Source organism: Defluviitalea raffinosedens, assembly GCF_016908775.1.
Classification (GTDB): Bacteria; Bacillota; Clostridia; order Lachnospirales; family Defluviitaleaceae; genus Defluviitalea; species Defluviitalea raffinosedens.
In genome coordinates this window covers 348071-372976 of record NZ_JAFBEP010000001.1, presented here as the reverse complement: position 1 = coordinate 372976, position 24906 = coordinate 348071, and the positions used below count along the sequence as shown (strand labels likewise).

At 36.0% G+C, this 24906-nt stretch carries 22 protein-coding genes; 15 read left to right on the top strand and 7 right to left on the bottom strand.

The window, feature by feature from the left end:
* Nucleotide 1 precedes the first annotated feature (1 nt).
* The 4 genes from JOD07_RS01835 to dnaB are packed head-to-tail and all read left to right on the top strand — an operon-like array spanning nucleotide 2 to nucleotide 4874.
* Nucleotides 2-1024: a DUF2232 domain-containing protein gene (locus tag JOD07_RS01835; protein ID WP_204611791.1), complete on the top strand. Its 1023-nt coding sequence runs from the start codon at nucleotides 2-4 to the stop codon at nucleotides 1022-1024.
* 35 nt (nucleotides 1025-1059) lie between these two features.
* Nucleotides 1060-3075, top strand: coding sequence for a DHH family phosphoesterase (locus JOD07_RS01830; RefSeq protein WP_158741146.1), 2016 nt, complete (start codon nucleotides 1060-1062; stop codon nucleotides 3073-3075).
* On the top strand, nucleotides 3072-3518 hold the full coding sequence (gene rplI, locus JOD07_RS01825) for a 50S ribosomal protein L9 (RefSeq protein ID WP_158741145.1): 447 nt from the start codon (nucleotides 3072-3074) through the stop codon (nucleotides 3516-3518). Before JOD07_RS01830 ends, rplI begins: the two co-directional genes overlap by 4 nt.
* Nucleotides 3519-3539: 21 nt before the next feature.
* Nucleotides 3540-4874 (top strand): replicative DNA helicase, encoded by a 1335-nt coding sequence (gene dnaB / locus JOD07_RS01820; protein ID WP_158741144.1) that lies wholly within the window; start codon nucleotides 3540-3542, stop codon nucleotides 4872-4874.
* A 64-nt stretch (nucleotides 4875-4938) separates the two neighbouring features.
* On the opposite strand, the gene JOD07_RS01815 is transcribed toward dnaB, so the two are convergent.
* The gene (locus JOD07_RS01815; protein ID WP_204611789.1) at nucleotides 4939-6210 is read right to left on the bottom strand and encodes a sensor histidine kinase; all 1272 of its coding nucleotides are present in this window, start codon (nucleotides 6208-6210) and stop codon (nucleotides 4939-4941) included.
* Nucleotides 6211-6214: 4 nt separating this feature from the next.
* Nucleotides 6215-6940: a LytR/AlgR family response regulator transcription factor gene (locus JOD07_RS01810; RefSeq protein ID WP_158741142.1), complete on the bottom strand. Its 726-nt coding sequence runs from the start codon at nucleotides 6938-6940 to the stop codon at nucleotides 6215-6217.
* A 210-nt stretch (nucleotides 6941-7150) separates the two neighbouring features.
* Between JOD07_RS01810 and JOD07_RS01805 the strand changes: the two genes are divergently transcribed.
* Both JOD07_RS01805 and JOD07_RS01800 read left to right on the top strand, forming a co-directional pair.
* Nucleotides 7151-7591, top strand: a complete 441-nt coding sequence (locus JOD07_RS01805) for a hypothetical protein (RefSeq protein WP_204611787.1) — start codon at nucleotides 7151-7153, stop codon at nucleotides 7589-7591.
* Between the two features lie 204 nt (nucleotides 7592-7795).
* Nucleotides 7796-8371, top strand: a complete 576-nt coding sequence (locus JOD07_RS01800; protein WP_204611785.1) for a helix-turn-helix domain-containing protein — start codon at nucleotides 7796-7798, stop codon at nucleotides 8369-8371.
* 31 nt (nucleotides 8372-8402) lie between these two features.
* Here the strand turns inward: JOD07_RS01800 and JOD07_RS01795 are convergent, their stop codons facing one another.
* Nucleotides 8403-8573, bottom strand: coding sequence for a DUF362 domain-containing protein (locus JOD07_RS01795; RefSeq protein ID WP_158741096.1), 171 nt, complete (start codon nucleotides 8571-8573; stop codon nucleotides 8403-8405).
* A gap of 79 nt (nucleotides 8574-8652) precedes the next feature.
* The gene (nrdG, locus tag JOD07_RS01790) at nucleotides 8653-9153 is read right to left on the bottom strand and encodes an anaerobic ribonucleoside-triphosphate reductase activating protein (RefSeq protein ID WP_158741094.1); all 501 of its coding nucleotides are present in this window, start codon (nucleotides 9151-9153) and stop codon (nucleotides 8653-8655) included.
* Nucleotides 9154-9346: 193 nt separating this feature from the next.
* On the opposite strand from nrdG, the gene JOD07_RS01785 reads away from it, so the two are divergent.
* A complete protein-coding gene (locus JOD07_RS01785) occupies nucleotides 9347-9835 on the top strand; it encodes a hypothetical protein (RefSeq protein ID WP_204611783.1) in 489 nt (162 codons plus the stop codon).
* Nucleotides 9836-9870: 35 nt separating this feature from the next.
* On the opposite strand, the gene pflA is transcribed toward JOD07_RS01785, so the two are convergent.
* Both pflA and pflB read right to left on the bottom strand, forming a co-directional pair.
* Nucleotides 9871-10599 (bottom strand): pyruvate formate-lyase-activating protein, encoded by a 729-nt coding sequence (pflA, locus tag JOD07_RS01780; protein WP_158741091.1) that lies wholly within the window; start codon nucleotides 10597-10599, stop codon nucleotides 9871-9873.
* Nucleotides 10600-10669: 70 nt separating this feature from the next.
* On the bottom strand, nucleotides 10670-12898 hold the full coding sequence (gene pflB / locus JOD07_RS01775) for a formate C-acetyltransferase (protein WP_204611781.1): 2229 nt from the start codon (nucleotides 12896-12898) through the stop codon (nucleotides 10670-10672).
* Between the two features lie 380 nt (nucleotides 12899-13278).
* Here pflB and JOD07_RS01770 point away from each other — a divergent pair, with 380 nt between their 5' ends.
* The 8 genes from JOD07_RS01770 (at nucleotide 13279) to JOD07_RS01735 (ending at nucleotide 24171) form a co-directional block, all read left to right on the top strand.
* Nucleotides 13279-13965, top strand: a complete 687-nt coding sequence (locus JOD07_RS01770) for an alpha/beta hydrolase (protein WP_158741087.1) — start codon at nucleotides 13279-13281, stop codon at nucleotides 13963-13965.
* Nucleotides 13966-14029: 64 nt separating this feature from the next.
* Nucleotides 14030-14767 carry a GntR family transcriptional regulator gene (locus JOD07_RS01765; RefSeq protein ID WP_158741085.1) on the top strand — a complete coding sequence of 246 codons (738 nt, stop codon included), beginning with the start codon at nucleotides 14030-14032 and terminating at the stop codon, nucleotides 14765-14767.
* Nucleotides 14764-16401, top strand: coding sequence for a putative manganese-dependent inorganic diphosphatase (locus JOD07_RS01760; protein WP_274596589.1), 1638 nt, complete (start codon nucleotides 14764-14766; stop codon nucleotides 16399-16401). Before JOD07_RS01765 ends, JOD07_RS01760 begins: the two co-directional genes overlap by 4 nt.
* A gap of 101 nt (nucleotides 16402-16502) precedes the next feature.
* Entirely contained in the window at nucleotides 16503-16712 is a 210-nt protein-coding gene (locus JOD07_RS01755) for a DUF1858 domain-containing protein (RefSeq protein ID WP_158741083.1), read from the top strand.
* A 270-nt stretch (nucleotides 16713-16982) separates the two neighbouring features.
* Nucleotides 16983-17816: an aldo/keto reductase gene (locus JOD07_RS01750; protein ID WP_204611810.1), complete on the top strand. Its 834-nt coding sequence runs from the start codon at nucleotides 16983-16985 to the stop codon at nucleotides 17814-17816.
* A 538-nt stretch (nucleotides 17817-18354) separates the two neighbouring features.
* Complete coding sequence (locus JOD07_RS01745) at nucleotides 18355-20466, top strand: methyl-accepting chemotaxis protein (RefSeq protein ID WP_158741082.1); 2112 nt, start codon at nucleotides 18355-18357, stop codon at nucleotides 20464-20466.
* Between the two features lie 261 nt (nucleotides 20467-20727).
* A complete protein-coding gene (locus tag JOD07_RS01740) occupies nucleotides 20728-21756 on the top strand; it encodes a LacI family DNA-binding transcriptional regulator (protein WP_158741080.1) in 1029 nt (342 codons plus the stop codon).
* Between the two features lie 123 nt (nucleotides 21757-21879).
* Nucleotides 21880-24171 (top strand): glycoside hydrolase family 2 protein, encoded by a 2292-nt coding sequence (locus JOD07_RS01735; RefSeq protein ID WP_158741078.1) that lies wholly within the window; start codon nucleotides 21880-21882, stop codon nucleotides 24169-24171.
* Nucleotides 24172-24214: 43 nt separating this feature from the next.
* Here the strand turns inward: JOD07_RS01735 and JOD07_RS01730 are convergent, their stop codons facing one another.
* A complete protein-coding gene (locus JOD07_RS01730) occupies nucleotides 24215-24859 on the bottom strand; it encodes an adaptor protein MecA (RefSeq protein WP_158741076.1) in 645 nt (214 codons plus the stop codon).
* Nucleotides 24860-24906 lie beyond the last annotated feature (47 nt).

The following is a 24906-nucleotide window of genomic DNA, read 5'->3' as shown; positions in this document are numbered from 1 at the left end:
AATGAAATTTTCGATAAAAGATATTCTATGGCTTTTAGCTATGGGATTATTTTATACGGGTGTTGGTGTACTGGGATATTCTCTTCCCGTTTTATATATTCTTGCATGTTTTTTTGGTGTACCCTATAGCCTGTATGTATACAAAAAAGGGACGCAGATGTCTTCTTTTGTAATGCCGGTGGTTGTGTTGTCTGTATTAATATTTACAGTTAGTCCAAGAGCTGCGATTATGCTCATATTACTTCTTTTAATGCCGTCTTTTGTATGCGGTATTTATTATCATAAGCAAAAAAATCTCCCTAAAAATATTATTATGCTTTCTATTGCGTACTTATCCGGATGGATTGGATTGCTGATCATATGGAACTTTGCCTATAAAGTAGGCATTATATCACGGTTCTATTCATTTACCAATTTTGTTGAAAATCAGTATCTTAGTCAACTGTCTAAGCAGTACGAGCTGTTATTAAATAATTTGCAGGGAACAGGGACTACTTCTTTATATCTTTTAAAGGAAGACCCTGTAAAATTTGCGGAGAATTATTCGCTTTACAGATTGGCAATAAAGCAATCTTTTTTCTTAATACGATATCTGTTCCCAGCTTTCATTTTTATTGGTGGCTTTTTATCTTCAATTGTTCAAGTCTTATTTACAAAGCTTATTTTAAAAGCTCTAAAATGGGAGTCTCCTAAAATTAAAGACATAACGAATATTGGATTTACCCCTTTAACTGTAGGTCTTTTGGGTTTAACCTGGCTTATTCGAAATGATATGGATGACAGATTATATCCAAGGCTAGCCATGGCTATGGATAATGTTCTGATTATATTTGCTGTTTTTATGTTTATTGTTGGTGTTTTATTTACGATCCACGTGATTAAAAATGCTAAGGCCGGTGCTAGATTTAAGGCATTTATGGGCATCTTAAGTTTCTTAAGCATCATTGTAAGTCCTTTCTTATTTGTAATCCTTGGATTCTTGGAAGGCATATTTAATTTCAGGAAAACAGAAAGATTCCTATAGTAAGGTTGTATAGATGTATGTGTGGAGGCTAAACCATGAATAAAAGTCATTACAAAACATTTATAAATAGAGTTTTTCTGCAGCCTCATTTCTATATATTGATTTTGTTTGTTTTTGGAGTAATCTTTCTATTTTATGAGCCAGTTATAGGGTTTGTTGCAATGCTGCTTTGTGTGGCGTTATTGATCTTTACTCTTTTATGGGGGAAGAAAGGAAGTCAGCTGGAAGAAAGGACTCTAAATAAAGACTATGATTTCCATTCCATTCATAAAGATGTGCTGTCTTATTTTCCTTTTCCATTTATTATGGTTGACGCCCATGGATGGATCAAATGGTATAATCCCAGGATAGAAGAAGTCATAAAAGCAAAGAATTTAGTGAATAAAAACATTCAAAATCTTTTTCTGGATATTACTGCCGATCAGTTTCCAAAAGGAAAAGAACAGGTTACAAAAACAATCACTGTAGACAACAGGCACTATAATGTATATATCGATCGGGTGTATTTGTCACAAGCCAGCGGCAGCCAGCGGACTATGTATGGACTTTACTTTATTGACAATACGCACAATATGATTTTAAAAGAAGAAAATTTAAAGCAAAAAGTATCTATAGGACTAATTTTTATAGATAATTATGAAGAGGTCATGCAAAGTGTAGAAGACGTCAGAAGGCCTTTACTGATTGCCTTGATTGACAGAAAGTTAAATTCCTGGGCGCAGCAGGGTGAAGGTATCGTTAAAAAGTTAGAAAAAGACCAGTATCTTATGCTTTTTTACAATGAGCATTTAGAAAAGTTCAGACAGAAGAAATTTGAGATCCTGGATGAAATAAGGCAGATCCATATAGGCAATGAGCTTCCTGTGACATTAAGCATAGGGATTGGGGTGAATGGGAAAAATTTGCCCCAGTCTATGGAGTATGCAAAAGCAGCCATTGATTTAGCTTTGGGAAGAGGCGGAGATCAGGCGGTTATTAAAAATGTTGACAAATATTCTTTCTACGGGGGAAAAACCAAGGAAGTTGAAAAAAGTACCCGGGTAAAGGCAAGAATGAAGGCTTATGCATTCCGAGAGATTATTGAAGAGTCGGATGAAGTTCTGATTATGGGGCATAAAAATCCTGATGTGGATTGCCTCGGAGCAGCCATAGGTGTTTATCGGGCAGCTCAGTTATTAGGTAAAAAAGCTTATATTGTATTAAACGAACCTACCAGTGCGATTAAAACAGTATATGACAAAATCTTAGAATCTGGAGAATATGAAGAAAAGATTTTTTTAAACAGTATTGAAGCCATAGGGCATACGGGAGAAAAAACCCTTGTAGTGGTTGTAGATGTTCATAGACCGAGTTATACAGAGTGCCCTGAGCTTTTGGAATTAAGTAAAAATATTGTAGTATTTGATCATCATAGAAGAAGTGCAGAGTTTATTGATAATGCTGTATTGACTTATTTAGAACCTTTTATATCTTCCACTTGCGAAATGATTGCTGAAATCTTACAATACATCGTAGATAAGGTTAAACTAAAGCCAATAGAAGCAGATATTCTTCTTGCAGGAATTACTATTGATACCAAGAACTTTGTATTTAAAACAGGGGTAAGAACCTTTGAGGCTGCTGCATTTTTAAGAAGAAATGGGGCTGACAGTACGAGAGTTCGCATGCTGTTTCAAAACGATATGGAATCATATCAGGCAAGGGCAGCTGCGGTTAAGGATGCACGCATTTATAGGAAGAATATGGCGATTTCTATTGCGCCTTCTGATCTTAAAAATGGAGCTGTGATCGCAGCTCAGGCGGCAGATGAATTATTAAATATCTCAGGGATTAAAGCATCCTTTGTGATGTGTTCTATAAAAAATGATGTTATGATTAGTGCAAGATCTTTAGGAGATATTAATGTGCAACTCATCATGGAAAAGTTAGGGGGCGGAGGCCATCAGACTGTGGCAGGAGCCCAGTTTAGCGAAGTCCCTATTGATGAAGTATACGATCAATTAATAGAAGCTATAGATGAATACTTAGAGGAAGGAGCGGAAAGAAGATGAAAGTTATATTAACTCAGGATGTAAAAAAACATGGTAAAAAAGGTGATGTTATAAATGTCAGCGATGGTTATGCAAGAAATTATCTAATTCCTCAGGGATTAGCAGTAGAAGCAACCAAAACGTCTTTAAATGATTTGAATTTGAAAAAGAAAGCAGAAGATAAGAAAAAACAGGAGGAACTTGCTGCAGCACAGCAACTCAAAGAGGAATTAAAAGATAAGATTGTGACAGTCAGTGTCAAGGCAGGAGAAGGCGGAAGGCTCTTTGGTTCTGTGACAGCTAAGGAAATTGTTGAAGCCGCCAAAAAGCAATTTAATTTATCTTTAGACAAGAAAAAGATTCAACTGGATGAACCCATTAGAAGTTTGGGCAATCATATGGTTCCAGTTAAACTTCATCCGCAGGTTACAGCAGAGTTAACGGTTAAAGTAACTGAAGCATAGAAAAATAAAAGGGGGCTAATTATGGAGGAATCAAGATTGCAGAGAATTCCCCCTCATAATATTGAAGCTGAACAATCTGTATTGGGATCCATGATTCTTGATCGGGAAGCCATCGCATCTGCAGCAGAGATTTTAAGAGGAGATGATTTCTACAGACCCGATCATAAGATGATTTTTGAAACTTGTATTGAGCTTTTTAATCAAGGCGCTCCGGTTGACTTGGTTACCCTTAAAAGCCGCCTTGAGGAAAAAGGATTGTTAGAGCAAATAGGGGGTATTGCGTACTTATCAGAATTAGCTTCCAGTGTTCCTACATCAGCTCATATTAAGCAATATGCCAAAATTGTTGAGAGCAAATCAATTTTAAGAAGATTGATTAAAGCAAGCCAGGATATTATGGGGCTTAGTTATGAAGCTAAGGAAGATGTGAATACGATTTTAAACCAAGCAGAGCAAAGCATTTTTCACATTTTGCAAAATAAGCATACAGAAGATTTTTCTCCTATGAGAGAAGTGCTTTTATCTGCCTTTGAAAAAATAGAAGAAATATATAAAAATCAAGGGAAGGTAACAGGACTTTCCACTGGTTTTATCGATTTAGACTATAAAACTGCAGGTCTTCAGCCTTCGGATTTGATTTTAGTGGCTGCAAGGCCTTCCATGGGAAAGACGGCGTTTGCCCTGAATATTGCCCAATATGCAGCGGTACGGGAAAAAGTACCCATTGCCATCTTTAGTCTGGAAATGTCAAAAGAGCAGTTGGTTAATCGTATGCTTTGCGCTGAAGCGATGATCGATGCACAGAAACTTCGAACCGGTGCTATGAACCAGGAAGATTGGGTAAAAATAGCGAGAGCTATGGGTACTCTTGCAGAAGCACCTATTTATATTGACGATACACCTGGTATTTCTGTTATGGAGATGAGGGCAAAATGCAGGAGATTAAAGCTTGAGAAAGGCCTTGGCCTTATTTTAATCGACTATCTGCAACTTATGAGTGGAAGTGGAAAGTCTGATTCCAGACAGCAGGAAATATCTGAAATCTCCAGATCCTTAAAGGCTCTGGCAAGAGAAATGGAAGCTCCTGTTATTGCCCTTTCCCAGCTTAGCCGAGCCTGTGAAACAAGGGCAGACCATAGACCGATGCTTTCAGATTTAAGAGAATCCGGAGCTATAGAGCAGGATGCCGACGTGGTAATGTTTTTATATAGGGATGAGTATTACCATCCGGATACAGAAAAGAAAAACCAGGCAGAAGTCATCATAGCAAAACAAAGAAACGGCCCGACAGGGACCGTAGATCTGGTTTGGTTAGGTCAGTATACGAAGTTTGCCAATATGCAAAAAGCCAATTAAGAAAATACATAAAAATCCAGTTCTTCTTTTGGTGAAGAACTGGATTTTTTGTTATCATATCGATTTATATGGTCGCCTGAAAGATAAACCAACCCTCTTTGGTCGTAAACAGAAAGACACCGCTATGCTTTTTTATAATATGGGCCATGCTCTTTGTACCATAACCATGTCCCTGCTCTTTGGATATCGGCAGATCCCCAGAAAAAATCGGTTCTGATTGATAGCTGTTTCGGATGTCAATGCACAATTTATTGCTTTTGGAATACATGCGGAGTTTGATAGATCGTTTACTGCTTTCTGATATTTGCTCGCAGGCATGTATGGCGTTTTCCAAAGCATTGGACAAAAGTGAACAAAGCTCGGTATCGCTAAAGGGAAGGGCATCAGGCAATCTTGCATCTATGCTTAAATGGATGCTTGCTTCCTTTGCCTTGAAAGCAAAAGAGGACAAAATCAGATTGACAGTCTCATTTTCACAAAAACGTATGGGAGTGATGGCATCGACATCGGACTGGGCAGTCTTTAGGTATTCTATGATTTCATCTACAAGTCCTTCGGATGCCAACCACTGTAAAAGGGAGAAATGGTGGCGCATATCGTGTCTGTAGGCTGCAGCAGTCTGCTGAATTTGTTTTAGAGAAGCAAATTCGGTTTGAGCCTGCTTAAACTGTGTGGCCAGCATGTCTCGCTCTCTTTGAATTCTTGCTTGTTTTTGAGTTTCGTCATAATACAAAAGAACAAAAACTATATAGAATGCGGACGTCACAAAGGGCATAAACTGTACAGCCGCCCGGGTTCCGCTGTACATAAAATCTGTATATACTGTGGAAGTATGCTCAAAAACATAATAAAAAGTGGGCATTGCACCAAACAGCAGGCAGGACTTATTAGACCGTTCCAACAGATGCCGAACAGATTTTACGGCATATTTCTGTAGAAAGTAGTACATCAGAATGGCTGTGACAATATAACCAATGTGGTTCATAGTAACCCAGCCAAAAGTGGCTCCTAAAACAGTGCCAACGTATCGGGGAAACTGGTAGCACAGAAAAGAAAGACACATACTGGTAATAGCTATTAGCCATGATTGTTTTAAATAAAATACAATAAATATAACCATTGGAAGATGGGTGATGAGTGGATAGAGTTTAAACGTGATCTCCATGCCCCATGTCCATAAGGAAAGAAGTTGTAAAAGAAATATGATGATGGTAAAGATTCCATAAACCAGATAGTTTTTCCTTGTGTGTGGCATTCCGGTAAAAAGGGCTGCTATGCCCGTTCCGAACAGAAGGGCGATATAATAGCGAGAAAACTCAATGACAGTTTCTATCATTCTTTTATTGCTCCTCCATCTGATAATTTAGATATTGTTGCTTAATTTCTCTAATCTTTCTCTGGGCAACAGGTATAATGGCAAGATTCTGCAGGGTGATCTGATGATTTTCGATGGTGTCTATAAACTGCATGTTCACAATGTAGGAGCGATGCGGTCTGATAAAGCACCCATATTTCATAAGCTTGTCGCAGACAGAGGAGAAAGATTCTGTACATTGGATGATTTTTCCGAAGTAAAGATGATACAAAACATTTCTGCCAATCACCTCGACAAAAGCTAAATTAGAAATGAGGATTCTTTGAATGCCTTCATTGCTTTTTACAATAATGGCATCTTCTTCTTGATCTGCGTTTATTTTCTCTAAGACTTCATCCAGGGTGAGGAAGAATTTTTCTTTTGTAATAGGCTTTAGTACATAATTGACAGCTTTTACAGAATAACTTTCTAAGGCAAATTCAGCGGAGGAGGTAAAGAACAGAAGGGGTGTGGTTTTGTCAAACTTACGGATTTCCTTTGCCACATCAATGCCCGTCAACCCCGGCATAATAATATCCAGACAGTATATATCGAATCTCTTTCCTTTTTCTAAAACCGAAATGAGCTCAAATCCATTATGAAAGATGGTACATTTGCAGCTGAAGTTTTTGGATACTTTATATAGGTTGATCAGTTGAACAATGTGGGATAGTTCGTCAATATTGTCGTCGCAGACTGCAATTTGTATCATTAAAATTCCTCCGTTTCTTCACTATTATTTTAACATAATAATTTGACAGACGATACTATGTTTCATGTAAAAAAGTATTTCATGTCAAAAAAATCGTCATTCATGCAAAAGACGGTTAAAAAAAAATGCCTGATATACTTAACGGGCGGTGCGTTATTACATACGTTGACTAGAAAGAGGAGGATTTAAAATGAAAAAATTACTTGTAGTATGTTAACACTTATGATGACACTGAATCTTGTTGCCTGTGGTGGAGAAAAAGCGTCCACTTCATCAACCAGTTCACAAGGAAGTGCACAGGAGAATAAACAAGAAGCTGCGCAAGATACTACACAAGAAAGCACAGAAGTGGAATATACCGAGGAACAACAAGCCCTTGCACAGGAATTTTCAGCGATGATAGACGCATATAATGAGGTTGTTGACAAGGTGAATACAAGTCCTGAGCTTTTAGAGATTGAAGAACTTGTTACAGTTATGAATGAGATTTCCGAAGGAATTACAGAAATTGACGGATATTTTGCTGATCCCAAAAACCTCACACCTGAAGTTATGGACAACATAAAAACAGTTATTGACAGAGCTTACGAATTCATCAACAGTGCTGAAAAACTTATAAACGAAGTCGAAAGTGGGAATGCAAATTCCTAAATCACTCATAAAACAGCAGTTAATAAAAACCTTCCCGATTCATGTTTTACTTTAGCATGAGCCAGGAAGGTTTTTATTTTTTCGTCTTCAACTTTTATCAATATTAGCCCTTAAAGTAAATTTTTAGCATTTTTTTATTGATTTAATGTAAATTTATGGTATACTACGAGTATAACTGGAAATTTTTGATAATGGGGTGAAACTATGGAAGAAAAAAGATACAGTATTTCAGAGGCATCTGAAATGCTCAATTTAGAAACACATGTACTTCGGTACTGGGAAGAAGAACTTAACCTGGAGATTCCAAGGAACGAAATGGGGCATAGATATTATACGGATCAAGAAATCAGGATCTTTGAAAACATTAAGCACTTTAAAGAGCAGGGACTTCAGCTTAGAGCTATTAAAGCTGCAATTTCCAGTATGGATGAAAATGAAGATTATGCACTGAAATTAAGCCATGGAAATGAAGTAGATATAACCAATCCTAATGATGAAAAGGTTAAACAGTTTCAGATGATGATGAAAAATTTATTCAAAGAGGCTTTGGTTGAACATAATCATATATTAAGAAAAGAGATCAAAGAAGAGTTAAAGCAGGACTTAAAGGAAGAAATGTTGACTCAGATTAAATTTTTAGAAAAAGAATATGAAGCAAGGGATAAAGAACGATACAAAAGGTTAGATGAAGTTTTAAGGGAAGTTCAGAATATGAGAAAAGAAACAGCGGTTGCAGCCAGCAGAAAGATTCCATGGTATAAGCATATTTTTGGAAGATAAAAAAATCGCCCATCAGGGCGATTTTTTGATTTTAGGCTGGGTTTGGAGCATTTACAGGACAAGCGTCTGCACAAGCACCACATTCAATACATTCATCTGCATTGATTTCGTATTTTCCATCTCCTTCAGAAATACAGGAAACAGGACATTCTGGCTCACAAGCTCCGCAGCTGATACATTCGTCATTTATTACATAAGCCATAATAACACCTCCTCAGAATATTCGATACAAGCATATTGTATACTAATTGCGTTAAGTTTACAAGTAAAATGTTAAATTCTTATTGTTCCCAAAATACTATTTTATTATTCTTTTTAGAAAGATTGACATCAATGATTCTTTGATTCGATGATCCTCTGTACAATAAGGTGAAATCTTTTTTTTCTAAGATAAAGGGACCATCGATCAGTACGTCAATTTCTTCCAAAAACTCATTCCACAAGGAGTTGTTATTTGCTAGTATTTCTTCATAGGTATAACCGGTGTAAACCCATACATCCCAATTTAAGTTATGACAGAATCTGGCGATTTCTGCACAGGCCTCCGGCTGCAAGAAAGGCTCTCCGCCGGAAAAGGTGATGCCTTTTTGGAGTTTTAATGTTTTTAAGGTTTCCATGATCTCTTCTGTAGAAGTTTCGAATCCACCGTCCAGGGGATGGGTTCCTGGATTGTGGCATCCTATGCAATGATGTTTACACCCCTGGGTCCAAAGGACTGTTCTAAGCCCGGGGCCGTCCACAATACTATCTCGAGTGAGAGAAGATGCAAGTCGTATTTTCATTTTTTGTACCCCTCTTATTGAAATTTAAACCAGATTATAATGCTTTTTTATATTAACACAGGAAAAATAAAATTGAAAGATTTATTACATAGTTGGTAAAATGTTATAAAAATTTAAAAAATATTGATTTGATAGCTTGTTTCAATGTATAATAAATTATATGAATTTTAATACATATTAAGGAGGTAGCGTGATGGATCGCTGGGAATTAATTTTAGGATTAGGTCTTGCTTTTGTTTTAGTATTTGCTGTTATTTTTATCGTACTTTATGTTCTGAAATCTATTGGACTATTTGGTATGGCAAAGAAGGCAGGGATTGAAAATTCCTGGCTTGCATGGATTCCTGTAGCTGATATGTACATAATGGGAAAACTAGTTGGAAAGATTAAGTTATTTAATCAGGAAATCAACAAATTGGAAGTTGTTCTTCCTGTGGTATGTGCAGCAAGTATAGTGCTGGGAGGGATACCCTTTATAGGTTTTCTTATTTCGATAGCTTATGTGATCTTAAACTTTGCATCCATTTATAATCTCTATAAAAAATATAGAGGAGATAAAGCCGTTGGAATGTTGATTCTAAGTATTATATTTATATTTATGTGCCCAATTTACTTATTTACTTTAAGAAATGCAGATCCTATTGAGGGATTTGGTGATAACACAAATACGGTTGCTATGTAAAAGCAAAAGCCGCAGATTTTCTGCGGCTTATATTTTTATACTTTTAATCCATATCTTTCAAAGATCGCTTTGGCATTTTTAATGGCTTCTTCTGAAGGAGGGGGAGTATTTTTTAAACGATAGGGGTAGCCCAGTTGCTCCCACTTGTACTCACCCATTTTATGAAAGGGGAGGAGTTCAACTTTTTCAATATTATTAAGGGTTGAGAGAAAAGAAGCTAAGCCTTCTATATTTTCCGGGTCATCTGTCAGATTAGGAACAAGGACAAAACGTACCCACATCGGTTTATTAATATCTGAAAGATATTTTGCCAACTTTAACGTTGGTTCATTGGAAACACCAGTAAGATCCTTATATATATTCGGGTCAAAGGATTTAATATCCAGCAAGACTAAATCTGTATATTCCAGGACTTCTTTTGCATGTTCCAGGGGGATATATCCGGAGGTGTCCAGGGCTGTGTGAATGCCTCTTTCTTTACACTGACGAAACAGCTCAGCTGTAAACTTAGGCTGCATAAGAGGTTCACCTCCGGTTAAAGTAACACCACCACCAGAAAATTTCATATAAGACTTATATTTTTCTATTTCCTTTATAAGCTTTTCAACAGTAGTTTCTTCTCCGTGCGCAATATTCCAGGTATCAGGATTGTGACAGTACTGGCATCTAAGAGGACAGCCTTGTGTAAACACCACAAATCGAATGCCGGGACCATCTACGGTTCCACAAGTTTCAATCGAATGAATTCTTCCAGTTATACTCATAACAAGGCTCCTTTCCTTTAGGATAAAAGAGAAGAAACTAATGTTTTTTCTCTTATTATAACATATTTACTTAGAATCTTTCGTGGAAAGTTCTATTAATAACATCTAATTGTTGTTCTCTTGTAAGTTTGATAAAGTTAACAGCATATCCAGAAACACGAATGGTTAATTGAGGATATTTTTCAGGATGATCCATTGCATCGAGTAAAGTCTCTCTGTCAAAGACGTTTACATTGATGTGATGTCCTTCATCATGGAAATATCCATCCAGCATACCCACCAGGTTAGATACTCTTTCGTCTTCGGACTTTCCTAAAGCTTTAGGAACGATGGAGAAGGTATAAGAGATACCGTCTTGTGCATGTTGATAAGGAAGTTTTGCAACGGATGCCATAGATGCGATAGCACCTTTTTTATCTCTTCCGTGCATTGGGTTAGCACCTGGGGCAAAAGGTTCGCCGGCTTTTCTTCCGTCAGGCGTATTTCCTGTTTTCTTACCGTATACCACATTGGATGTAATGGTCAAGATGGATAATGTCGGAACAGAATCACGGTAAGTTTTATGTCTTCTTAATTTGTTCATGAATCTTTCTACGATTTCAATAGCAATGGAGTCCACTCTTTCATCGTTATTTCCGAATGCAGGATATTCACCTTCTATTTCGTAGTCAACTGCTAAGCCTTGTTCATTTCTTATAACTTTTACTTTGCTGTATTTGATAGCAGATAAGGAATCGGCTACAACAGATAATCCTGCAATACCGCAAGCGGAAGTACGAAGGATGTCTTTATCATGAAGCGCCATTTGGAGTTTTTCATAGGCGTATTTGTCATGCATATAGTGGATGATATTGAGGGTGTTGATGTAAACTTGAGATAACCAATCCATCATTTGATCGAATTTTTCCATGACTTCATCATAATCAAGATAGTCAGAAGTAATAGGTGCAAATTGAGGAGTAACTTGTTCTCCGCTCTTTTCATCCCTACCGCCATTGATTGCATATAACAGGGCTTTTGCAAGGTTTGCACGGGCACCAAAGAATTGCATTTGTTTACCAATTCTCATAGGAGATACACAGCAAGCAATTCCGTAGTCGTCGCCGTACCATCTTCTCATGATGTCGTCATTTTCATATTGGATGGAACTGGTGTCAATAGATACCTTAGCGCAGAATCTTTTAAAGCTTTCAGGCAATCTTTCAGACCATAGAACGGTTAAGTTTGGTTCTGGCGCAGGGCCTAAATTATTTAATGTATGAAGAATACGGAAACTGTTTTTTGTTACTAAGGTTCTCCCGTCTTCGCCCATACCTCCGATGGATTCTGTTACCCAGGTTGGGTCTCCTGAGAACAATTCATTATAAGATGGTGTTCTGAGGAAGCGAACCATTCTTAATTTCATAACGAAATGATCGATTAATTCTTGGGCTTGTTCTTCTGTTAAAATGCCTTCTTTCATGTCTCTTTCAATATATATATCAAAGAAAGTAGATACGCGGCCCAAAGACATGGCAGCACCGTCTTGTTCCTTAACAGCACCTAAATATGCAAAATATGTCCATTGGATTGCTTCTTTTGCATTAGATGCAGGCTTGCTTATATCAAAGCCATAATTCTTTGCCATTTCTTTTAAATCCTGAAGAGCTCTTATTTGCTCGGAGATTTCTTCACGAAGGCGAATGATTGGGCTTTCCATATATTCTACTTCGAGTTCTTTCTTTTCTTTTTGCTTTTCTTCTATAAGTCTGTCAACACCATATAAAGCCACTCTTCTATAGTCTCCTATGATACGGCCTCTGCCATAGGCATCTGGAAGACCAGTGATAATTCCAGTGTGTCTTGCTTTTCTCATTTCTTCTGTATAAGCATCAAACACTCCATCATTATGAGTTTTTCTATATTTCTTAAATATTTCACGGGTTATTGGGTCCAGTTCATAGCCATAAGCATCCAATGCTTTTTCTACGACACGGATTCCGCCAAAGGGCATAATACCTCTTTTTAAAGGTTTATCTGTTTGAAAACCTACAATTTGCTCTAAATCTTTGTCAAGATATCCAGGGCCGTGGGAAGTAATGCTTGAAGGGATCTTTGTTTCAACATCTAAGATTCCTTTTTCCCTTTCTACTTTGGTTAATTCCATAACTTCATCCCAAAGCTTTTTAGTTCTTTCAGTTGGTCCTGCAAGGAAGGAGTCGTCTCCTTCATAAGGGGTGTAATTTCTTTGAATAAAATCTCTGACATCTATTTCTTTAGTCCAGTTACCTTCGCTAAAACCTTTCCATTGTTCAAACATAAGGCATCCTCCTTTTTTATTTATACAATTAAGTGTTATTTTTTTAACACAGTTACAATATTAATTTATTGTTTGATTCTATTATATATGAATACTGTATACACGTCAATAGATTTTTAAATAATAATTGTTATTAATTATTTTAAAATCCGCTTAAAAAGACAATTATTCTAAAAGATAAAATAATGAGAAAACAATACAAATGATAATTATTTTTAATAAGACAAAAAGGATAAAAAATATGAAAAATATAAATGATAAATCATTAACAATATGGTCAATATTTCCATCAAATAGTGTAAAAAGCTGGTTTGAATTAAGGCGGAAACTGGGGAAAAACTAAATTAAAAATATATGATACTTGCTGTGGAGGACATATAATGATTAAAGCAAATGATATGGCAGTCCTTGTACTTCATGGATTTAACAGTTGCTCCAAAGATGTTAAAATATTGTCAGATTATTTAAAAGATAGGGGAATTTATACCATATCTCCCACTTTAGCAGGAATAAAAGGGACTAAAAAAGAATGGAATACAACCACATGGAGAGACTGGATCTCCAATGCAGAAAAAGAATTCATACATTTAAAGCAAAACTTTAAAAGAGTTGCAATCATTGGTTTTTCCATGGGAGGGCTGGTTGCACTTTATCTTACTTGTAATTATGGTGCAGATGTACTGGCGACGGTGAATACACCAATCTATTGTGCAGATATTAGGAAGGTCCTGGGGAATATTAAAAGATGTATTCGAAAAAGAAGTTATGATCCTCTAAAATACTATTATCGCGTGATTAATGAGACACCTTTTTGGGGAGCTATTCACTTAAGTTTGGGGCTTAGTGAATGCATCCCTTTAGTAGAAAAGATCAAAACGCCTCTTCTTGTTATTCAGGGATTAAAAGATGAAGCTGTCCGATGGAAGAGTGCCGATTATCTTTTTTGCCGCTCGGCTTCTCCATGGAAAAAGAAAATATACTATAGAAATGCGAATCACTTTATATTTGACGGGGAAGAAAAAGAAGATGTCTGCCAGGAAATCTTTCATTATTTAATGCAGGTTTAAGTATAAAAACTGTTTGAATCTTGTATAAGGGAATGTTAGAATAATGAGAAATGGAGGTGATAGTTTGAAAATTGATAAGAGTAATCCTCTGCCTTATTATATACAGTTAAAAACCATCATAGAAAAGCAAATAGAAGAAGGCATTTTTCAGCCGAATCAAATGATCCCTTCAGAAAGGCAATTAAGTGAAACCTATGGCATTAGCCGGATGACTACACGACAAGCCATCAATGAATTGGTTAAAGAAGGGAAATTATATAGAGAAAAGGGAAGAGGAACTTTTGTATCCTCTCCTCGTTTTTTACAAGAAAATATGATGAGTTTTACAGAGACCCTAAAAGCTCAGGGTTATACGCCAACTACCAAAGTTTTGGAATTTTCAGTGGTACGAAATCTAAAAAATATCAGCAAGATGTTGGATGAGAAAGAAGAACAGACCTTTTATAAAATCAAGCGCCTGCGTTTTGCAGATTCCATACCTGCTGCTCTTGAGACCGTTTACATACCCACAAAATATTGTGAAGGGTTAGATCAGTATGATTTGGGAACGCTTTCGTTATACAAGATCTTAAAAGAGAATTATAACCATAATATTGAATCAACTTTTTTAACCATTGAAGCGCTGATTTCCGACAAAATGATGATGAAAATTTTTGAGTCTGGTAAAGCCATTCCTTTGCTAAAGATAGAAGGGGTTACAAGAACAGAAGAAGATATAAAATTATTTTATGAAACATCTTATTATCGTTCGGACGTATATACATATCAAGTCAATATATACAGGAGAATGATGGGACGGTGAATGATGTGGATAAACCGATTTTCATTTTCGGACATCAAAATCCAGATACCGACTCTATTTGCTCAGCCATTGCCTACGCCCATTTAAAACGGGAGCTGGGTTTTAGAAATGTTCAAGCGGTTCGCTTAGGGAATATTAATAAAGAAACTGAATTTGCTTTAAATTTTTTTAAAGCAGCTCCACCGCCCCTGCTTTCTGATGTAGAACCTCAGGTAGCAGACTTAAATTTCTATAAGCCCTATGTAGTACATAGAGATGATTCAATTAAATCCGTATGGGATTTGATGAAAAAAGTAGAAAGAAATATGATTCCTGTAGTGGACGAAGAAGACCGATTGAATGGGATTGTATCTCTTAAAGATATTGCGGCATCTTATATGGAATTTTCGGACGAGATGGCAATAAAGAATAATAAAACCAGATTTTCTAATCTCATTAAGGTTTTGGACGGAGAAATTTTAGGAGGGAGATACCCTTATGAATATGTAGAAGGAAGTATTTATACGGATTCTACTTTATTAAAAGGTCAAAAGCTTTCTAGAGGCGATATTTTAATTATAGGCTGTGATAAAGATATACAGGAAAAAGTAAAAAATGCCGGGGCAGGATGTATTATTGTAGCTGGGGATAAAGATTTTAACCTATCCCTTGATCTTGGAGAAGACTTAAGCTGTGCAGTAGTCAAGGTGCCTCACAGTTTTTTTAAAACAATAAAATTAATCAATCAGAGTATCCCTGTATCTGCCATTATGCGAAAGCATAATCTGGTGTATTTTCAGATGGATGATTATGTAGATGAAATTAAAGAGATTATGCAAAGCTCCACCCATAGAAGTTTTCCTGTTGTAGATGCCAAAGGAAAAGTGAAGGGGATAGTCTCAAGAAGGCATTTGATCGACTTTAACAGAAAACATGTCATCTTGGTGGACCATAATGAAAAAGGGCAATCCATAAAAGGTTTGGAAAAGGCTACGATATTAGAAATCATCGATCACCACAGAGTCGCAGATATCCATACTATGGCGCCTTTGTACTTTAGGGCAGAACCGGTAGGATGTACTGCTACAATCGTTTCAAAAATGTATCGGGAAAATCATATAGAGCCAACCCCTCAGATGGCAGGACTTATGCTAAGTGCGATCCTGTCTGATACTCTGATCTTTAAGTCTCCAACCTGTATGGAGGAAGATAAAAAACAAGCTGAGTACCTCGCTAAACTTGCCGGTGTAGATATAGAAAAGTACGGTATGTCCCTTATTGTTGCCGGTACTTCCTTAGAAGGAAAGACTGCAGAACAACTTTACTATACCGATATGAAAAAATTTGTATTCGGTAAATACAATGTGGCCATTTCCCAAATTAATACGGCTGATTTTAAGGGCTTGTTTAATTTAATTCCAGATATAAAAGCTATGATGTATAAGCTTTGCGAAACGCAAAATTATGATTTGGTGCTTTTAATGGTAACAGATCTGTTACTAGGCGGAACAGAACTGATCGCGATAGGTTCGGGAAAAGAATTGGTGACACGGGCATTTGGTCTAAATAGTAAAGAAGACAGCATATTCTTACCAGGTGTATTATCAAGAAAGAAGCAAGTGGTTCCAAAGCTTATGAATGCGGCTCAAATGTAGAGAGAGCCGACACATATTTTGGTTATTGCATTATATCCTATTATTGGGCTATAATAAAAATGTTACAGATTACTTATTGTTTATATAAAGGAGGAAATATCATGGCAGCTAAGATCACAAAGGACATGATTATAGCAGATATCATTGCCGTTGACCGCAATCTTATTCCTATTTTGATGGAAGCAGGAATGCACTGTGTTGGATGTCCTTCCTCTCAGGGAGAAACCTTAGAAGAAGCAGGAATGGTTCACGGTCTTAATGTAGATGAAGTAGTAGAAAAAATGAATGCTTATTTAGCAAGTAAAGAATAAAAATAAAAAACCTTCAGGCTAAAAGCTTGGAGGTTTTTTGGTATATGAAATACTTAAGAATTTCCTATAGCAAAAAATTTCCAGGCAGGATGAAACTTGCGCATGTTGTATTTTGTCGGCTTTGGCGACCGCACTCGGCGCTAGAGTTTTGAGGCGAAACTCTTTTTCAAAGAATTTTAACTAAAAATGATGATGAAACAAAGTAATTTGAATATAATATATATAACAGATGTTAAAATATAAAACTGTTACAAAGGAGGAGTTTTTGTGATGAATATCAACAGTGCAACAACTCTACATAATGGAGTTAAAATGCCGTGGCTTGGTTTTGGGACATTCAAGATCACAGAAGAAGGACAGGTAGAAAATTCTGTTTTAGAGGCTTTGAAAGTGGGATATAGACATATTGATACCGCTGCAGTTTATGGAAACGAAGAAAGTGTAGGAAGAGCCATGAAGAATAGCGGCGTAAAAAGAGAGGAAATATTTTTAACCAGTAAAGTTTGGAACTCAGACCAGGGATATGATTCAACTTTAAGAGCTTTTGAAGCATCCTTAAAGAGACTGGATACAAATTATCTGGATTTATATTTAATTCATTGGCCAAAGCCTCTTAATAAAGAAACCTGGAGAGCACTGGAAAAGCTTTATAAGGAAAAAAGAGTAAGGGCTATAGGTGTTAGCAATTTTAAAGTTTATCATTTAGAAGAACTTATGGAATCCTGTGAAATTGTACCGATGGTTAACCAGGTAGAATATCATCCACGACTCCAGCAGACTGATTTGTTGGAATTTTGTAAGAAACATAATATCCAGCTGGAAGCCTGGGGACCTTTAATGCAGGGAAAAATCTTTGATATTCCTCTTATGAAAGAACTATCAGAGAAGTACAATAAAACGATTTCACAAATTGCACTTAGATGGGATCTTCAAACAGGCGTGGTGACGATACCTAAGTCTGTTACTCCTGAAAGAATTAAGGAAAATTCGGATATCTTTGATTTTGAAATATCAAAAGAAGACATGGAAAGAATTGCAGAGCTCAACACTGGAGAAAGAGTTGGTACCGATCCGGATGATGTTTATCTGCATAATAAGTTTTAAAGATCTTATGATGAAGCAGGAATAAAAAGTATTTTTTATTCCTGCTATTTTTATTGTATAGGAAATTCTTCCGGATTTCCTATGAAATAGAAAGTCTTCATATCTATTTTAAAATAATAGGATGGAATTTTTTTACTTTAAAGAGTTTGTTATTGAAATATAATGAATATTTAAGTAAAATAGATTTTAAGATGATTTAAATTATTTAGAATTTGAAACAATTATCTACATTATTCTAAATAAATATAGATCATATTTTTTATAACCAGTATTTAGTATTGTAAAGCTGTTATTATGAATGTGGAAGGAGGACCGATCTGAAAACGACTTTGAAACTCTACTTTTATGGAGTGGAGAATTGAAATTCTCTTTTAAAAAAAAGGAAAATACTAAGGCATTTAAAATAAAAAAGAATATAATCTAGTTCAATCAGAAAAAGAGGTGAGAATTATTTGGGTTTGAAAACTAAATATATAAGAACCTGCTATATTTATTTATAAATATAGTATTAATATGTTTACTGATGAGGGGGAAAAGTATGGAAAAAACAATGAAGCCAGTGCTGAACTTTAAGCCTAAGTTTGAGTCTGCAAAGGGGAGACAGTATAACAAATGGCTTAAATCTTTGCTTGGCAGAATACGCAATGTCGGGATAGCCAAGAAACTCATTGTATCTTTTATGATCCTAAGCATTATACCCTTAAGTGTAGTAGGTATGTTTTCGTATTATAATGCAGAAAACACTGTGGAAGGTAAAGTTGGTTTTTATTCAAAACAGATGATTGATCAGTTGATCTTGAATATTGATTATAAAATAGAAGAAGTAGAACGGGCTTCTATGATGCTGATTTCAAATAAAGAGATTACAAAAATAATCGAGCAAAAGAAACAAGATGTAATGGATTATGATCAATTACAAGAGATTAATAAAGTTGAATCTACGATATTATCCATAGTTAATACCAATAGTGGTATATCAGGAATATACATATACAAAGAAGATGGTACCAGAATAGGGGCTGGTTCGGATTCTATATTATATAAAGGTCAGAATTATGATAAGCAGATAGAATATTACAACATGTTTAAGGAGATTTTAGATAATTCTCAAGAAGAAGCCTCATGGATTACAGGGTTCAATGATTCCTATCAAAATATATACTTTGTAAGAACCATGAGATCTCCTCAAACCATGAAGGAGATAGGATTAATTATTATATCCATTAATAGTAAATATATCAATTCAGTATTGGAAAATATGGAATTAGACCAAAATGCCCAAGTGTATATATTAAATGAAAATCAAGTCATTATCGGACATTTGAATCAAGAAAATTTAGGTATAAAAAATGAAGATGAGTTCCTGACTTATATTTACGGGGAAGAGTCATCAGGCAATATTACTCTTAATGGTGATTTGATTAGTTTTGCGACAGCTTCCAATGGATGGAAGGCTGTTACAACAGAACCAATCGCCTCTTTGATGTCAGAAATGAATAGTACAAGAAGAGGGATCGTAGTGATCGTTGTCCTGTGCATTATTTTATCTGTGGTGGTTGGAAGTTTAATTTCTTTTAGTATATCCAAACCTTTAAAACATATCATGAAGTTAATGTCAAAAGCAGAGAATGGGGATTTAACAGTCTCCTCCAATATCAATAGCAAAAATGAAATAGGTAAGTTGGCTCAAAGCTTTAATAAAATGATCGAAAATATCAGGAATTTAATCAATGAAGTAAATTATGCAGTCGCTCAAGTAGAAGAAAATGCAGATGTTATGAAAACTTCATCGGAGAAATCGGCAATAGCGGCTTCTCAGGTATCAGCAACGATCAGTGAACTGGCACAAGGATCTACTGAGCAGGCAAAACAGACAGAACATGGCTATGAATTAATGGAACGTCTGGCCAAAAACATTAATCAGGTTACAAAAAGAATTGAAATGGCCATGGAAATGATCGGCAGAACAGAAGTATCAAGGGATCATGCAGCCCATACAGTGGGGAAATTGAATGAAAAATCAAAGATTGCTGTAGAATCCACCCGAGCCATAAATGAAGAAATTAAAAAGCTGGATGAAGAAGCAAAAGAAATCATTAAAGTGATTCAGGTGATCGAAGATATCAGTGAACAGACAAACTTGCTTGCTTTAAACGCAGCCATAGAAGCAGCAAGAGCAGGAGCAGCTGGGAAAGGGTTTGCAGTAGTTGCTGATGAAATCAGAAAGTTAGCCCTCCATTCAAAAGATGCAACGGGTATGATCAGCCAAATTATTTCCAGAATACAGCAAGAAGTTAAAGAAACCGTAGCCATGGTTGAAACTTCAGATCAGATCTTTGAAGAACAAAGCAGGATTGTCCATGAGACAGACAATAATTTTAGAGAGATGGCAGCATCTATGGGAAAAGTCATTGAGCAAATAGAAAATATTAATCGAGCCATCATAGAAATAGAAGGCCAAAAAGAAGAGACTACAAAAGCCATTGGATATATTGCAAAAATTGTTGAAGAAAACGCAGCCTCTATTGAAGAGGTTACTGCAACCAGCCAGGAACAGGCCAGTTTTTCAGAGCACCTGTCTATGTTGGCAGGAAAGCTAAACCAGGTCATCGAAGGGTTAAAAGAAAGAGTGTCCAGATTTGAGATATAATTATTTTAAAAACGATTGGAATTATATTTTAGGTTCTAAATAATTAAAATGTTTAGCCAGGAAGCTAGGGAAGTTTATTCCCTAGTTTTTTTATTGTATAGGAAATCTTTTTGGATTTCCTATACAATAAAAAGCCTTCCGATATCAGGATTATTCCTAAGTCAGCAAAACCACAGATAGCAGATACTTGATCTTTGATGATTCTTAAAGTAAAATATTTAGTAAAAATATATTGTTTTAAATGTTTTAGGAGGGGAAGCTTTGGCTACATTAAAAGATATTGCCAATGAGGCAGGAGTTTCCATTACAACAGTATCAAGAGTAATCAATTACGACACTACTTTTTCCGTGTCAGAGGAAACAAGAAAAAGAATTTTAGAGATTGCAGAAAGAATGAAATATAAGTCCCCTAAGGAAAAAGCAGAGGTTTATAATACTAAAGCTAATGGGAGAAGTACTCCGGTAAGGATAGGTATTCTCTCAAGTTATTCTGAAGAAGTAGAGCTATCGGACCCTTATTATCTGTCTATCCGTATGGGGGTTGAAAAAGAGTGTGACAGACAGGGTATTATTACAGAGAAAATTTTTAATATGAAAGATTATAACGAACTTGCTAAAAAACATCCGGATCTGTCAGGAATCATTGCAGTAGGGAGATTTAGCAAAGAGAAAATCAATACTTTGGCAGGATTGTTTTCAAATATTGTTTTTATAGATGAAGAACCGGAAGATCCTCATCTGGATTGTGTGATTATTGATTTAGCAAAAGCTGCAAGAGAAGTTCTGAATTTTTTACTAAAAAAAGGACATCGGGATTTAGGATATATCGGAATACTGGGTTGTAACAGTGAATATCCGGAAAAGATCGACGCAAGAGAATATGAATTCCGGAATTTTATTAAAGAAAATTGTATAGAGAAAAATGAAAAAAATATCTATCTTGAAAATGGAACAGCTGCAGGGGGATATCTGGCAATGGTAAATGCGATCAAAAGGGGGAATTTGCCTACAGCATTTTTTGTTGCCAGTGATTCTATGGCCATTGGAGCATTAAAGGCTCTTCACGAACACAATATATCTGTCCCGGACCAGGTTTCTATTGTTGGCTTTAATGATATTCCAAATGCTGAGTATACAGTACCCTCATTGACAACAGTCAGAACGTATACTGAATTTATGGGTGTAACAGGAGTAAAATTACTGATGGATCTTATAGAAAATGGAGCCAACGACATCGGACGAAAAGTGATCATACCAACAGAATTTATCATAAGAAACAGTACAAAGTAATATTACTAAAACTGACTAAAATTATCCCAAAGTTCATTGACAATATTTTTTGAGCAAGGTAAAATTTAAGTAAAATAATACTGTAAAAACTGATTATTTTACTTAAATATCAGGAGGGAAAAAATGAGTATTGTAAAAGGGATCAACAATCACTGGTACTATACCCCGGATTATAAAGAAACTTATCTTACGGACAATGAAATTGACTTAAATATTTTTAAAGAAGTAAGGCTTCCCCACACCAATGTGGAACTTCCGTATAACTATTTTGATGATAAAAGTTTTCAGATTATTTCCTGTTATAAAAGGAAGCTCAATATACCAAAAGAATATGAAGGAAAGGCCATTTATATTGATTTTGAAGGTGTAATGGCATATGCACAAGTTTATCTTAATGGGATTAAACTAGGAGAACATAAAGGAGGATATACCCCTTTTACAATTGATTTATCCGATGCAGTCAAATTTGGTGAGGAGAATGTATTAACTGTTGTGGTAGACTCCACAGAAAGAGAAGATATTCCACCTTTTGGCGGAGTTATAGATTATCTTACTTTTGGAGGCATATATAGAGAAGTACATTTACGCATTACTGAAAGTACGAATATTGAAAATGTGTTTGTGAAAGCCTTTGATGTCCTTCAAAGTGAAAAAAGATTAGAAGTAGATCTTTCTCTAATCAAGAAAGGCAATAAAGATGAAGTGATTGAAGCAGTATGCATTTTAAGAGATAAGGATAAGGAAATCAGTAAGATTTCTAAAACATTCAGCGAAGATTCTGCAACCCTTTCGATGGACGGCCTTCAGGATATTCAGTTATGGGACATTGATCGTCCTTATTTATATGAATTGGAGGTAAAAATATTAAAAGGGTATAACGAATTAGATTCATATACTACGAGATTTGGTTTTAGAGAGGCAGTCTTTAAATCCGATGGCTTTTACTTAAATGGCAGAAAGATTAAGCTGATGGGACTTAACAGACATCAGTCCTATCCATATGTAGGCTATGCAATGCCAAAAAGAGCCCAGCAAAAAGATGCGGATATCTTAAAATATGAATTGGGACTTAACATTGTCCGAACTTCTCACTACCCTCAATCCAGGCACTTTTTAGACCGATGTGATGAAATAGGACTTTTAGTATTTGAAGAAATACCAGGGTGGCAGTATATAGGTGATGTGGCTTGGCAGGAGCAGGTATTAGAAGATGTTAAAGCAATGATTAGGAGGGACCATAACCATCCATCAATTATTCTGTGGGGGGTTCGCATTAATGAATCCCAGGATAATCACGACTTATATGTAAAAACCAATGAGTTGGCAAGAAAGCTAGATCCTACAAGACAAACCGGAGGGGTTCGCTTTTTAACCAACAGTGAGCTTCTGGAAGACGTATATACCATTAATGATTTTATCCATGACGGAGGATACAGAAAATACCTTGCAAAGAATGTAAAGAACTTTGAAACCTATGACCAACCTATGGGCGCTGATGGAGAAGAAGTGGCCTTAAGAGAACCCAAAATGGTAACAGGATTAGACTATTACGTTCCTTATCTGGTTACAGAATATAATGGACATATGTATCCAACAAAACGTTATGACCAGGAAGAGAGAGTTATGGAACATGCTCTGCGTCATGCAAGAGTACAGAACGCTTCCCATTTAGACGAGCATATATCCGGGGCTATAGGATGGTGTGCTTTTGATTATAATACCCACGCTGATTTCGGGTCAGGAGATAAGATCTGTTACCATGGTGTCATGGATATGTATAGACTTCCCAAGTTTGCAGCTTATGCCTATAAAAGCCAAAAAGATGCCACTAAAGAAGTGGTATTAGAGCCTGTAACCTACTGGTCCAGGGGAGAGCGCAGCATAGGAGGCGTTATTCCTCTTGTAATTTTTACAAACTGTGACTATATTGACTTTTATTATGGAGAAGAATATAGAGGAAGATTTTATCCTAATAAGGAAAAGTTTGCAGGATTAGCTCATCCCCCTGTCATTGTAGATGAACTCACAGGATATTGGGGCATGGAATGGGAAGATGCTAAGTTTATTGGATATGTTGGAGAAAAAGAAGTGATCTGTAAGAAATATTCAAGGAATCCTATCCCTGCTCAATTAGAAGTAGCAGCAGATGATTCTGTTCTTTGCGCAGGGGATATGGACGTTACAAGGGTAGTTGTAAAAGCCTTGGACCAATACGGTAATCTCATGCCGTTTATTACAGATGGGATTTATGTTGAAGTGACAGGAGAGGGAGAGCTTATTGGCCCTAAATGCCTTTCTCTTATTGGTGGAAGCATAGCTTTTTGGGTGAGAACGACAGGCCAAAAAGGAAAGATTCATGTAAAGGTATGTAACGAGCGTTTTAAAGAAAGAGAAATAGAAATATCTGTTGAATAAACAGAAAAAAGCATAAAAAAACTGACCCACCGGGTCAGTTTTTTTATGCCAAATGTTTTTTAAGAACTTCTATAGCTTTATCTTGAATCATAAGCTCTCCATGTTCAACCAGAAAACCTTCACTTAATGGAGAAGAGACATGTTTATTGCCATATTCACTTAATATTGATTCTATTTCATTGGGATTAGTATTGATGAAGTAGTTTTTATGAAGCACAAGAAAATATTTTTGAGATTCGGTGTCTTTGTACAAAGAATTTACACCGCAGTATAAAGGATATAAGCGAATGGAAACATCGACTACATCGTCTAGTTTATTAAAGGAATAAATGGTCACAGACTGAGGTTCGTTTTCTTCTTCTGCAACAGAGGACTTTTTCTTGAAAGTACGAGAATTTACTTTAGGCCTGAATGAATTTAATTTCTTGTCTATGTCATCCGGGTGGTCCACCTTAGTTACAATAATCATAATACTGTCCACAGAAAGGGGAACGGCCTCAATCATCAAAGGAACATTATCCGTATTAAATCCATATTCTTCAAAAGCGGTTTCCATCATATCTCTGAATAGTTCCTGAGCTTTTTTAGAACCATAAGCGAGTTCGCTGATTTTAATGTCTCTATGCTTAAGATCTGCTTGATTCAAAATAATTTTAATTTGAGAGTCATTGATTTTTTCTATTTTCACAAGCATCACTTCCAATCTAATATAATCATCAAAATATATATGTATAG